We start from the raw sequence: 12,175 nt of genomic DNA on the forward strand, positions 1-12,175 counted from the left end.
CATCCAAGCTTCAGGATTTATTCACTCTCTATCGTGATATTCGTTTTAGGGATACAACAGCACGCTAATGCAAACCCTTGCTCTCGCTCTTTAGCCGTTAAAGCAGGCACATCGGGTTGGGAAACGTCACCACTTTTCACCTTAACACGGCACGCACCACAAAAACCTGCACGGCAACTATGTGCAATAGCAACCCCTTCTTTTTCGGCTTGTTCTAATAAGGTGTCTTGGTTGTTTCCTTTAAAAACAGTACCGTTCACTTCAAGTGATATTTCCGCTAATGGCTCATCCGCTTCTATCTGGATACCAAATGATTCTTGATGATAAGACTCTTCCGGAACCCCTTGTTTTAAAATTAAATTTTTCGCTTTTTGCATGAAGCCATCCGGCCCACAAACAAAAACTTGGCGACGTGTAATCTCTGGAATTTGTTTGATATGAGATAAGGAAAGACGCCCTTTTAATCCAAACCAATCAACGGGAGGCTGGGTTAAACATAACCGTACAGATAATCCAGGAAATTGATGATTGAGTTGCTCTAGCTCTTCTCGGCATGGAATGTCTTCTTCACTGCGACACTGATGGTAAAATACCACATCGCTGAGTTGGTTGTTATCCGCTAAAAAGCGCAAAATAGACAACATTGGCGTGACACCACTTCCTGCCGAAAGCAATAACATCGGCTCATGACTTTGCTCGATTTTTAAATGAAACTGCCCATCTGGAGCCTGACCTATTAAACGATCACCGACATGAACATGATCAACTAACCAATTCGATACCTTGCCGCCTCCGACTCGTTTCACCGATATGGCTAAACGCCCTGGGCGCGATGGGCTTGATGATAACGTGTAGTACCGCACTAACGATTGACCATCAATTTGCACTTCAATCGGCAAGTACTGCTCAGGCAGATAATCTGGCGCAAATTCACCACCAATTTCAAACCACAAGGTCACAAAGTCACGCGCCATCTCTTCGCGATCAACACATGTTAAACGGAAATTCACTTGCCCATTATCAGCGTAATACTCCGGCTCTGTTTTATACTCGAGTACTTCGATAGGGTCATCAACGGAAATAATACCTTCATTTTTTGCGACAAGGTTTTGCCCAAAATAGACACCGCCAGTTTCATCAGCACGAAATTTTGCCAACGTTTTTAATGGTTCTTTGCTCGTACGGAAATCGCCAGTAGCCACATCAACAGTCGTTAAAATACAGCGCTGGCAAGGCTTAACAGATTCAAACTCTACCTCGCCAATACGAATTCGTTTCCAAGTATCTTCAACAAAAGGCTCTGCCCCGCTGACGACCAAGTTTGTTCGAAATTGATCCATCACGTGAGATTCAGAACTGCGCTTATTAAGTTCGTCAAGAGACTCCTGGCTGATAACCAGCACCGGGTAACCATCAGCAAAACTGACATTATGGCCTACTTTTTCGCGATGACGATTGGATTGCTCACCAGTAAACAAGAGCGTAACGGTTATTCCTAATAAATCGCTAAACCATTGATCAGCTTCTGAAGTGGTTGTGTAAGCCGAGAACGAGTCTTTCCACACAGTCGCGGCAACTTCCTCACGAACCATATCTCGATAACGTAAAGTAAGCGGTGCCTGATCTGGTGCAGAAAAAATTAAACCTTCGGGGGTAAGTACGGAAGTCACTTTAACCATTTGGGGATATTTTCGCGCGGTGATCATCTCACCACTGGGTGTAGCGACCATAAAACGCCGGTCAAATGTTAATCCTTGAAATTCTACCCAAGCTTGAGATAAAGACACACCACCAAGTGATTTAACAGGATAAACATTGATTTGTGCAAGTGTAGCTAACGACATTACCTTCCCTTATTCTTCTAATTAGATTTCCACGATAACAGTACGATGAACCATCACATCGCGCCAAGATGATATCAGAGCGATGAACGCATTTTCATGAGTAAATTAAAATAAGTGCATATGTTAACTCATTGCAAAAGAAATGAGTGCAATCGTTTTCCTTTTCCTCTATCATCCTGTCGCCTAAGCATAAGCATTTGTGTTTCTGCACAATGTTTATTCTAGGCTCTCGTATTCAAATTATTTTCAGGTGGGAGCAATCTATGACAACTTTAACGATCACTCGTCCAGACGACTGGCACGTTCATCTTCGCGATGGAGAGGTACTCGTCAATACGGTACGCGATATTAGTCGCTACAACGGACGCGCGTTAATCATGCCAAATATCGTACCTCCCGTTACCAATACTGAACACGCTAAAGCCTACCGCGATCGGATCATGGCCCAAGAACCTTCCCCTCAATTCCAGCCACAAATGACGCTCTACCTTACAGATAACACCACTCCAGATGATATCCGTGAAGCGAAAGCCTCTGGTTTTGTTGTTGGTTGTAAACTCTACCCAGCGGGCGCAACGACTAACTCTGATTCTGGTGTTACTGATATCAAAAACATCTACCCGGTGTTTCGCGCCATGCAAGAGGAAGGGCTATTACTGTTAGTTCACGGCGAAGTCACCACCAGCGATATCGATATTTTTGATCGTGAGAAGAAATTCCTCGAAACCGTTCTCGCTCCAATTGTAGCGGCGTTTCCCGATTTGAAAGTGGTACTCGAGCACATCACCACTGCAGAAGCGGTTAATTTTGTGAAGAGCGGTAATGAAAACTTGGCGGCCACTATTACCGCTCACCATCTGTTGTTTAACCGTAACCATATGTTAGTCGGTGGTATCAAACCTCATTTCTACTGCCTACCAATTTTGAAACGTGCGCTTCACCAAGATGCTCTTGTCGTTGCAGCAACATCAGGAAATAAGAAGTTTTTCTTGGGTACAGATTCTGCACCTCATGCTAAAGGTGATAAAGAATCAGCCTGCGGTTGTGCCGGTTCATACACTGCCCATGCGGCCCTTGAGCTTTATGCTGAAGTATTTGATAAAGCGGGTAAATTGGAAAACCTTGAAGCATTCGCTAGTCACAACGGTCCAGATTTCTATGGCCTACCACGTAATACCGATACTGTAACTTTGACGAAAGAGAGCTGGATCGCACCAGAAACCATGCCTTTCGGCAAAAAAGTAGTCGTGCCAATTCGCGGTGGTGAAACCATTCAATGGAAAGTGAAATAAGCGGATATATATCCAAATCCCCCCAAGGTGCGGGATTCAGAGCTTTGCCTAAGAGCGTATGCACTCTCGTTGAAGCAGCATCTTGAGATAAGATATAAAAAAGGAGAACATCACGTTCTCCTTATTATTTGGTCACACCGTTAATGCCCTTTACCGCGAACTTGGTGAATCACTGTCATCACTCCAGCGATAATACAACCCGCAATCAAACCAATCACACCGTTGAGTATTGGCCCCCCAACAGCAACTGCTGCGGGAATATGGTGCATGTTGTTAAGTAACGATTCGACACCGTGATGAATCATTGGAATGTTGTGAACAACAATACCGCCACCAACTAAAAACATCGCTAATGTTCCAACAAAAGTAAGAAACTTCATTAGCTTAGGTGCAAAGTGAATTAAACCTTCACCAATAACAGATTTGACCCCTTTACCACCTGATTGACGGTTTAGATAAAAGCCTAAATCATCTAGCTTGACAATACCTGCCACAATACCGTATACGCCGATAGTCATAATAAACGCGACAAAACTTACGACGATAAGTTGATCTATAATATTACCATCACCTTGTACCGTACCTAATGCAATCACAATAATCTCGGCTGAAAGGATAAAATCGGTACGTATCGCACCTTTGACTTTATCTTTTTCGTACTGAACCATATCAACGTTAGCGAGCTCTTTGGCTTTTTGCTCAGCACTTGGCTTATCTTCATGGCTATGAAAAAGCTTCTCTATAACCTTTTCAGCCCCTTCATAACTCAAGTACAAACCACCTAACATCAGTAACGGCATGATTAACCAAGGGGCAAAAGCACTAATAACTAGAGCAGCTGGGACCAAAATACATTTATTACGCAGTGAACCTTTCGCCACTGCAACGACCACCGGAATTTCACGCTCAGCGCCCACACCAGTTACTTGCTGTGCATTGAGAGCAAGATCATCTCCTAATACACCCGCTGTTTTTTTTGCTGCCACTTTTGACATTACCGCTACGTCATCGAGAACGGTAGCTATATCATCTAATAGGGTTAATAAACTCGCACCCGCCATATTTTACTTTCTCTCTTTTTAGTCATGCTGTCGTTGTTGAGCTATGGGCTGACAATGCCTATTTGATGAATCAATTGGCATTATAGGGCCATAGATATACTTTTTACCTTACCGTGTATCGTTGTTCTACCCGGTGCAGATATCATCAAACTGCCACAATCTGATGTGTTTAGATAAATGGGAATCATTAAAATGTAAATCAATGGTAGTTGATGAATGCACAACAAGAACGATGGACTTGGTTGGCTTTATTAGAATGACGCTAATTTAGCATTAACCGACCGTTTAAGTCAGTTATATGGAGAAAATTTGACACAAGATCTACCTAACATCTATTTGCACTTCGGCACATGTCTCATTACTCTCTGCCTATGATTTCCTTGCCGAGAGAAAATATGTCTACTCAATCGCACTATCCAATAGGCAAACCTAATACACCGTGGGGTGAGTCTGAACGCCTTGCATGGCGTAAAAGCACAACAATAAAACGTTCATATCAGGAAGAAGTCGTCCCAAAAATCCAGAAACTCGCCAATCAGTTTATTGTTGAGCAGTATGGCGCCCTCTCTTACGATGCAACACGCTACCCACTGTTCTCAATCAAGAGTCAAGATTGGGATAACAGCAAGCCGACCATTCTGATCACTGGCGGCGTACATGGTTATGAAACCAGTGGCGTCCATGGTGCATTACAATTTTTAGCCGAGCACGCCTCTCACTATCAACAGTACTTTAATTTTATTGCCGCGCCTTGTGTCAGTCCTTGGGGGTATGAAACCATCAACCGCTGGAATCCAAACGCCTTAGATCCAAATCGCAGTTTCTACGCGAATACACCAGCCGAAGAATCCGCTTATTTATTAAAGCTGGTCGAATCGATTCCTGGAAAGGTACTGATGCATATCGATTTGCATGAAACAACGGATACCGATGAAAGTGAATTTCGCCCTGCTCTAGCGGCTCGTGATGGTATTGCCTATCAGCCAGGAGAGATCCCAGATGGGTTTTATACTGTCGGTGATACGCAAAATCCGCAACTTGATTTCCAAACAGCCGTGATCGATGCAGTAAAACAAGTGACTCACATTGCACCTGCAGATGATAATAATGAAATTATTGGCTCACCCGTCGTCGCAGAAGGCGTCATCTTATACAACATGAAAGCTCTTGGTTTGTGTGGCGGAATAACCGATTGTGAGTTTGGTACGACCACAGAAGTGTATCCTGATAGTCCAACCGTAACCGCCCAAGAGTGTAACAATGCTCAAGTTGCCGCAGTCACTGGCGCGTTAAATTACCTTATCGAACACCAGTTAAAGACCCGTTAAGCTAGCAAGCGATTCTTATATTGCTCCGGTGTCTGGCCGGAGTATTTTTTGAACATGGAGATAAATGGACTGGCTTGGTTATAACCAAGAGTCAATGCGACCTCTTTGACTGAGTGACCACTACGCAGTAGCTCCATGGATAATAAATATCGCACGCGCAAACGCCACTCAGTAAAACTCATGCCCAATTCAGATTGGCAATAACGAGCCAACGTACGCTCAGTAGTATGAACTTTTTCCGCCCACTCGGCCAAGGTGGTATTGTCCGTTGGGTTATCTTCTACGGCCAATAAAATCGGTTCTAGATACTTATGATTACTGGTGGGCAAAAAGTGATGCTCTGCTTCTTGGGTGGCCAGCTGATCAAGTAACACTTGCATGAGCCGTTTATCTTGGTCGGTTGTAGTAATGCTGATCCCTCGTTGACGAAAATCATCAACAATAGCGGAAACAATCGGAGTCACTTTAATCAAACTGGTTTTACTTGGAAATGCTCTCGCCATTTCAGTCGCTATATTAATAGAACAGTATTCCAATGGCTTACGGTTATAACTCTTGTGCCGAATTTCTGCAGGCACCCAGATCGCTAAATGAGGCGGCGCTAAAAAACGGGTATCTTCTGCTTCCATTTCCAAAATACCTCCCGAAATTAATTGGATCTGTCCCCAACTATGGCTGTGCACCCGCGTTTCTGTATTCGATAGAAATGCTTCAAAATTCATAAAAAAATCAGAAGGTGGTTGCTCGATACCTAGGGAAGGGTGGAGATGGCGAGGTATTTTCTTCAAACTTGTCTTCCTATCGCTTGCAATGTCTTTTTAGAGATACATATTATCATACAGACCTGTCACAATTCCGCCATCAAATATTGTTGTGAGGTTGCCATGATTTATCTTCTCCCTTTTTTTACCGTCTTAATCTGGAGTGGCAACACTATCGTTAATAAAATGTCCTCCACCGTGATTGAACCGAGTGCAATGAGCTTTTACCGTTGGGTACTTGCTATCGCGGTTATGACCCCATTTTGCTTACCTCATGTTCTCCGCCAATGGACAGCGGTAAAACAACATGCTCGCCAACTGACCGTGTTGGCATTACTCGGTATGGTCATCAACCAATCTCTTGGCTACTACGCAGGCTTAACCACTAGCGCCTCAAATATGTCACTAATTTCCTCGTTAGTCCCTTTATTTAGCCTATTTGCCAGTGTCCCTTTATTGAAAAAACGTTTATCGATGGTAAGTCTCATCGGTGCCGCCATTTCTTTGTTAGGTTTAGCTTACATGCTCGGTCAAGGAGACATGCTTTTCTTCTTTCGTCACCCAATGGCGCAAGGCGACCTCTTTATGCTTATCGCCTCGCTACTTTATGCCTTCTACTGCGTATTGCTAAAAAAATGGACCATGCCTTTTGGCAACTGGACACTCATTTACTTACAAGGTGCTTTTTCAGTCGTCATGTTGACGCCAGTATGGTTAAGTAGTGACCACTTACTTCCTTCACAAGCATCCTTACCACTTATTGCTTACGCAGGTTTTGCAGCATCGATTGTCGCCCCGTGGATGTGGGTTAAAGCGATTAATCATTTAGGTGCCGATGCCACCGCAATGTTCATGAATTTGCTTCCCGTTGTGGCCGTGACGCTCGCTGCCACTCTGCTAGGTGAGACCTTACATCTATTTCATCTGATTGGGGGATTATTGGTTATTTCAGGTGTAATTTTGTCGCAGATAAAAGTTAAACGTCGACCACCTATGGGCCCAGTCCATTCCGTACGCCATGCATAAGGGTTACAAAAGCAAAGTGTTTATATTTTTGCGCATAAAATCACACTAAGTCGTTATTTAATAATTACGTAATTACTCTAATTCCGGTATTATCTTTGGCACTGAATTGCTAGCAATCAGTTGGCTTAAAAAAAAAGAATGTCCAAATAAAACAACCCGTATCCAATGTCGTCTCATCATTGTTTGGATAACGAGGTATAAAACATTCGCAGGCTTAAAATCCCTTTCAGAACCTCTGAAGGGGATTTTTGCTTTCAGAGCAGTTAATTTTTAATATTGCTAACAAAACAGCGATCATAATGATGATCGCTGTAAAGATAGGTGGATTAGTTATAATTATCCGCTCTAGCCTTTATTTGTGACATTCTTTTGGGTAACTCTTTACGCAAAATATTCAGGGCGTAAGGCTTCATTTTCTTCCAATTACTGCATTCTTCACGAGTTCTGCCGCACCCTACACACCAACCATTAGGGGCAGAGAAATCACAAATATCGATACAAGGACTCTTTGCTTTCTTCATAAGTTCTTTCATTCGCCTTAACGATCAAGCTCGTGCAATATTTGTTCAATACTGGCTTCAAGGGTTCGCAGACGATTAAACTCTTCAAATAATCGCTGCTCCAAATTCTTAAAGTTAAGAGGAAGCGTTCTCTGGCAAATACCATAGCTGTTATCGAGCATTTTATATCCCTTCCAACTATTAATTCGCTCGGCTTCGAGTTTGACTACTCGCTCAATGAACTCAGCCTGAGCAGGACAATCTTCTTCAGCATGCACACAAACAGGGAATGATTTCTGTTTAATCTGGGGCGATTCAATAAATGTTTCAAAATGCACCCCACCTTGATTGTGGTTAAACCAACTCTGTTTGTAGAGTTGCATATAATTACCACGATTATAAATTTCCCAATCGTCATTAAACCAGCTTGCTTGGCGAAGCATTTTCTCAAGGTTACGGAACACACCTTTTACATCTTTCATAAAATAAAACTCATCGAGAGGATAGACTGCTGTCTGTTAACTTTACGTTAAATGTTATAACATAACAAATGATGGATCTAAATGATGATTTGCTAAATAATCCGTTAGGATAAAAAATTAGCGTTTACCCTACTACATCTTTGAGCTCTTTAAAGAACACAATCCTCCGTAAAGTAGCACCCAACATAGTCGTCACTTTCCCCTGAATTTATCATAACTTACATAGTCTTAGTTCTATCGACATTGTTGATACAACCATAAGTTGGTATTTTTGTGATACTTCGAATTAGGACTAAGATTTTGTGTAGGATAGTTTCTTACAGAAAGCTAGTCCTGTATGCCCTTCACTCTATCGACAAATTCATCCGCTGGTTAACATATGACAAAATCGCTTGGTACTCACACGTTTCAGCCAGATCACATTGAAAAATGTGGACAAACCTTGTCAGTGGCCTTATTAAATTAATATCTCACAGATAATTTCAGGTATTGCAAGCATCCATTCAAGTGGTCAAATTCCTTATTCCACAACAGTTACGCCCATGAAAGGTTTTTCTCCAACGATTTGGAGTAACGGCGTAACGTTGCTTGAACTTGTCACGGAAGAGAAAGACTGAGCTGAAACCTGTTTTAGCCACTATCTGGTCAATATTTAGCTCGGTAGACTCAAGCAAATCCTGAGCAAAATTAAGTCGTTCGGACGCTAACCATTCCCCAAATGCCATCCCTGTTGCCTTATGAAACTTACGGGTAAAGGTACGGCGAGTCATCATCACTGAATTTGCAAGCTCATCAAGGGTATATTTACGACCAATATCGCTTCTGATTTTTTCCATCAATTCATTGATACGAGAATCCGATGTGGTTATAGGTATGGGTTGTTCAATAAATTGCGCCTGCCCGCCATCTCTATAAGGAGGTACCACCATCCTTCTAGCAATACGATTAGCAATTTTGCTGCTGTAGTATTTACGAAAAATATACAAACAGCAATCTATACCCGCAGCTGTGCCTGCAGATGTGATAACTCCATTATCTTCTACATACAACGCATTGGTATCGAGTGACGTTTCTGGAAAACGTCTAGTAAAATCTTCCTCCAATTCCCAATGAGTCGCCGCACGTTTTCCTGCTAGCAATCCAGAATAGGCTAGAACATACCCCCCAAGACACAAACCGACCATTAGTGCGCCTCTCTTATTAGCTAGACGCAATGCCTCGATAAGCTGCGCATTTGGTCTTTCATCAATTGTTCGCCAATAAGGAACGATGATGATATCAGCTTTTGCCAGTGACTCTAGGGTTGTTTTTGTATGAATTTCCATTCCAATATCAGATAAAATAGGACCCTCCTCCCCAGCAACAAACTGCAGGTTAAAGAAGCTTTCATGCAAACTGTCATTGCCAAACACAATACTTGGAATAGAAAGGTGAAATGGGCTGAACTTATTAAAGACAACAACAGAAACATTAGGTACACGTGGCATTGTTTCAGCCGATAGAGTTTGGTGAGATGAAATTCTGTAAGACATTCAATTAAACCTGTTTGTGGAGCTACCAGTTATGGTAGCTCTAACTATTAAATTTGAAAGCTATAGTGTGACAGTATCACCATCTTCTGGGATATAAACAAAATCAGTCAGTAAATTAATCGCAACATAGTCGCGCAGCTCCTGTCTTGTAACAAGTGCGTGGTTTACTGAGTCCATATGAGTAGCGATAATCTTTGCCTGGGGAAGAACAACATGCGTTTTTAATACATCTTCTTTACCCATAATAATAGGACCATAACCAATCACGTGAGCCCAACCGGTGTTCAGAATGACTACGTCAGGGAGTTCCCGTTTCATTGTTTCTTCGACAGTCTGCGTCCAAATAGTGTCTCCAGCTAGATAGAGCTTTTGTTCATCAGCATGAGAAAATATAACGCCGGTTACTTCAGCCAACATTTCTCCCAGCTCTTTATTTTCATAGGCTGCATCAGAACCATGTTGACAAGCAGTACGAATAAAGGAAATACCGCCGTAGTCGGTATCTTCAGAGAAAATCTCTACATTAGTAAAACCTTGTGATTGTAGTATTTGTACATCACCTTCGTGCTGCACAAAAATTAGCTTGTCTTTAGGGATTACATTAACAGCGATTTCATCCCAGTGATCTGGGTGAGTGTGAGTCAACAACACCGCATCAACATCGATAATCTCTTCAATTGATAGCGGTAGCTCAACAGTTGGATTGCGTACGTCAGCATTTACCGTACCACCAAAGCCTGGGTAAGTACCTTTTGGTGCCAACATAGGATCAACAAGAAACTTCTTTCCTGCAAAGTCGATAATTTGCGTTGCGTTACGAATTTGAGTGATGTTCATAATATTGCTCCAGAATTGATTTTGTGGAGCTATTTTATGGATGATGATATAGCCACAAAAGTGGCTATAAGGACACTTATAGCCATTATCGGGACAAAATAGTCATATTCTTCAAGGCTCAGTATTAAGAATACTATGACTTGAAAAAAATACGATTACCATACATGTAACAGATGAGTCCAATCAACATGATACCGAGTCCGGTAAAATGCCACCATTGAACCGGTCTTATCGGCATCTCAATTAAACCAAAACTATCGATACACAGACCAGTCGCTAATTGGCCAATAATAAATAAGAACATCACATTGGTAATACCAATTTTAGGGGCAAGAAATATCGTTGTGAAAACGAAAGCAGCTCCAATCACTCCACCAAGCCATTTCCAAGGAGATTGTTGAATGATATTCGTAGAGAAACCATGCCAGTCCGCATATACAGCAGATGCTACACCGAGGCATAATGCGCCAACAGCAAATGATATAAACGCAGCAATTAGCGGTTGTCCACCGACTCCTGAACTTAAACGACTATTTACTGCCGCTTGAACAGATAACCCGGCCCCACCAGCTAGTGCCATCAAAAAATATAAAATATGCATTTGTTAAACCAACCTACAACAGATTGAAAAGAGTTTAGTTTCTATACTTCTCTTCTATATCGAAGATTAACGTGATAATCGCTTAACCAGTATTCTCCCAAGCTCTAAAGCAGAAGACGGATTCTGGCCTGTGATTAATTCACGATCAACAACAACATGGCTCGCCCATTTCGCACCGGCTTGGAACTTCGCCCCTGCATTAGTCAACGCCGTTTCTGGCGTAAATTTCATCTGACCATCGTTAAACATTCCTTTAGCAGCCTGCTCTTCCTTATTAGTAAATGACACCATTTTATAACCAGAATAAATCCACCCAGAATCAGTTACCTTAGGGTTCCTTTCCAACTTAGAGGTATAAGCTTTGGCATCTGGCAATGACGATATCAGCGCAATAGGTCCGTGACAAAGTAAAGCAGTAGGCTTCCCCTCTGCATGAAATGCTCTCAATAGTTTCCCCATTTCTGGACTAACTGACAGATCCTGCATCGGAGCATGACCGCCTGGAACAAATACCGCGTCAAATTTGTCGTAACCAATTTGTTCGACTCTGGATAAGCTGATCACCGGAGACTGCTCTGGCTCAGTAAGTTTAAGCTGTTGTAATAACTTTAAATGTTCATCAAAAGCTCGTTGGTCGCCACCAAAATCTTTTACGCTAGCAGAATGCTTATCCATAGTGGGAGCATTACCAAGTGGTGTCGCAAATGTAACTTCATCACCCGCATCCATCAGCAATTTGACCGGCTGCATTAATTCATTCAGATAAAAACCTGTTGAAAAAAGCTTTCCCCCTTTTAGCTCAAGCGAATTGCTATCAGATAATACGACCAATACATTCGCCGCATTTACCCATGAGCTAAAGGTAATAAACGTGATTGCGACGACGACTTTTCTTAAGTTACTCATTTCGA

12 protein-coding genes are annotated in these 12,175 nt (G+C 42.3%); 3 read left to right on the forward strand and 9 right to left on the reverse strand.

The window, feature by feature from the left end:
* Positions 1-17 precede the first annotated feature (17 nt).
* A complete protein-coding gene (locus tag I1A42_RS22145) occupies positions 18-1,844 on the reverse strand; it encodes a hybrid-cluster NAD(P)-dependent oxidoreductase (protein ID WP_196125072.1) in 1,827 nt (608 codons plus the stop codon).
* Positions 1,845-2,107: 263 nt separating this feature from the next.
* On the opposite strand from I1A42_RS22145, the gene pyrC reads away from it, so the two are divergent.
* Entirely contained in the window at positions 2,108-3,136 is a 1,029-nt protein-coding gene (gene pyrC / locus I1A42_RS22150) for a dihydroorotase (protein WP_196125074.1), read from the forward strand.
* A gap of 140 nt (positions 3,137-3,276) precedes the next feature.
* Here pyrC and I1A42_RS22155 read toward each other — a convergent pair whose 3' ends face one another.
* On the reverse strand, positions 3,277-4,197 hold the full coding sequence (locus I1A42_RS22155; RefSeq protein WP_196125076.1) for a DUF808 domain-containing protein: 921 nt from the start codon (positions 4,195-4,197) through the stop codon (positions 3,277-3,279).
* Positions 4,198-4,592: 395 nt separating this feature from the next.
* Here I1A42_RS22155 and I1A42_RS22160 point away from each other — a divergent pair, with 395 nt between their 5' ends.
* Positions 4,593-5,525 (forward strand): M14 family metallopeptidase, encoded by a 933-nt coding sequence (locus I1A42_RS22160; RefSeq protein WP_196125079.1) that lies wholly within the window; start codon positions 4,593-4,595, stop codon positions 5,523-5,525.
* Here I1A42_RS22160 and I1A42_RS22165 read toward each other — a convergent pair.
* A complete protein-coding gene (locus I1A42_RS22165) occupies positions 5,522-6,313 on the reverse strand; it encodes an AraC family transcriptional regulator (protein ID WP_161153226.1) in 792 nt (263 codons plus the stop codon). The genes I1A42_RS22160 and I1A42_RS22165 overlap by 4 nt on opposite strands.
* A 96-nt stretch (positions 6,314-6,409) precedes the next feature.
* Between I1A42_RS22165 and I1A42_RS22170 the strand changes: the two genes are divergently transcribed.
* The gene (locus tag I1A42_RS22170; RefSeq protein ID WP_196125081.1) at positions 6,410-7,312 is read left to right on the forward strand and encodes a DMT family transporter; all 903 of its coding nucleotides are present in this window, start codon (positions 6,410-6,412) and stop codon (positions 7,310-7,312) included.
* 326 nt (positions 7,313-7,638) lie between these two features.
* Here the strand turns inward: I1A42_RS22170 and I1A42_RS22175 are convergent, their stop codons facing one another.
* The 6 genes from I1A42_RS22175 to I1A42_RS22200 form a co-directional block, all read right to left on the reverse strand.
* Positions 7,639-7,833, reverse strand: coding sequence for a DUF1289 domain-containing protein (locus I1A42_RS22175; RefSeq protein ID WP_161153228.1), 195 nt, complete (start codon positions 7,831-7,833; stop codon positions 7,639-7,641).
* A 17-nt stretch (positions 7,834-7,850) separates the two neighbouring features.
* Positions 7,851-8,294, reverse strand: a complete 444-nt coding sequence (locus I1A42_RS22180) for a hypothetical protein (protein WP_196125083.1) — start codon at positions 8,292-8,294, stop codon at positions 7,851-7,853.
* Positions 8,295-8,797: 503 nt separating this feature from the next.
* Positions 8,798-9,826 (reverse strand): GlxA family transcriptional regulator, encoded by a 1,029-nt coding sequence (locus tag I1A42_RS22185; RefSeq protein WP_161153230.1) that lies wholly within the window; start codon positions 9,824-9,826, stop codon positions 8,798-8,800.
* Between the two features lie 60 nt (positions 9,827-9,886).
* The gene (locus I1A42_RS22190) at positions 9,887-10,663 is read right to left on the reverse strand and encodes an MBL fold metallo-hydrolase (RefSeq protein WP_161153231.1); all 777 of its coding nucleotides are present in this window, start codon (positions 10,661-10,663) and stop codon (positions 9,887-9,889) included.
* Positions 10,664-10,796: 133 nt separating this feature from the next.
* A complete protein-coding gene (locus I1A42_RS22195; protein ID WP_161153232.1) occupies positions 10,797-11,264 on the reverse strand; it encodes a DMT family transporter in 468 nt (155 codons plus the stop codon).
* Positions 11,265-11,330: 66 nt separating this feature from the next.
* A complete protein-coding gene (locus I1A42_RS22200) occupies positions 11,331-12,170 on the reverse strand; it encodes a type 1 glutamine amidotransferase domain-containing protein (protein WP_196125085.1) in 840 nt (279 codons plus the stop codon).
* Positions 12,171-12,175: the final 5 nt, after the last annotated feature.

The organism is Vibrio nitrifigilis, assembly GCF_015686695.1.
GTDB classification, from domain to species: domain Bacteria; phylum Pseudomonadota; class Gammaproteobacteria; order Enterobacterales; family Vibrionaceae; genus Vibrio; species Vibrio nitrifigilis.

Bases quoted from the DNA above. Each gene is read 5' to 3' on its own strand.
- I1A42_RS22200 (WP_196125085.1), bottom strand. From the start codon at position 12,170: ATGAGTAACTTAAGAAAAGTCGTCGTCGCAATCACGTTTATTACCTTT.
- I1A42_RS22180 (WP_196125083.1), bottom strand. From the start codon at position 8,294: ATGAAAGATGTAAAAGGTGTGTTCCGTAACCTTGAGAAAATGCTTCGC.
- I1A42_RS22175 (WP_161153228.1), bottom strand. From the start codon at position 7,833: ATGAAGAAAGCAAAGAGTCCTTGTATCGATATTTGTGATTTCTCTGCC.
- I1A42_RS22190 (WP_161153231.1), bottom strand. From the start codon at position 10,663: ATGAACATCACTCAAATTCGTAACGCAACGCAAATTATCGACTTTGCA.
- I1A42_RS22155 (WP_196125076.1), bottom strand. From the start codon at position 4,197: ATGGCGGGTGCGAGTTTATTAACCCTATTAGATGATATAGCTACCGTT.
- I1A42_RS22195 (WP_161153232.1), bottom strand. From the start codon at position 11,264: ATGCATATTTTATATTTTTTGATGGCACTAGCTGGTGGGGCCGGGTTA.
- I1A42_RS22145 (WP_196125072.1), bottom strand. From the start codon at position 1,844: ATGTCGTTAGCTACACTTGCACAAATCAATGTTTATCCTGTTAAATCA.
- I1A42_RS22160 (WP_196125079.1), top strand. From the start codon at position 4,593: ATGTCTACTCAATCGCACTATCCAATAGGCAAACCTAATACACCGTGG.
- I1A42_RS22170 (WP_196125081.1), top strand. From the start codon at position 6,410: ATGATTTATCTTCTCCCTTTTTTTACCGTCTTAATCTGGAGTGGCAAC.
- pyrC (WP_196125074.1), top strand. From the start codon at position 2,108: ATGACAACTTTAACGATCACTCGTCCAGACGACTGGCACGTTCATCTT.
- I1A42_RS22185 (WP_161153230.1), bottom strand. From the start codon at position 9,826: ATGTCTTACAGAATTTCATCTCACCAAACTCTATCGGCTGAAACAATG.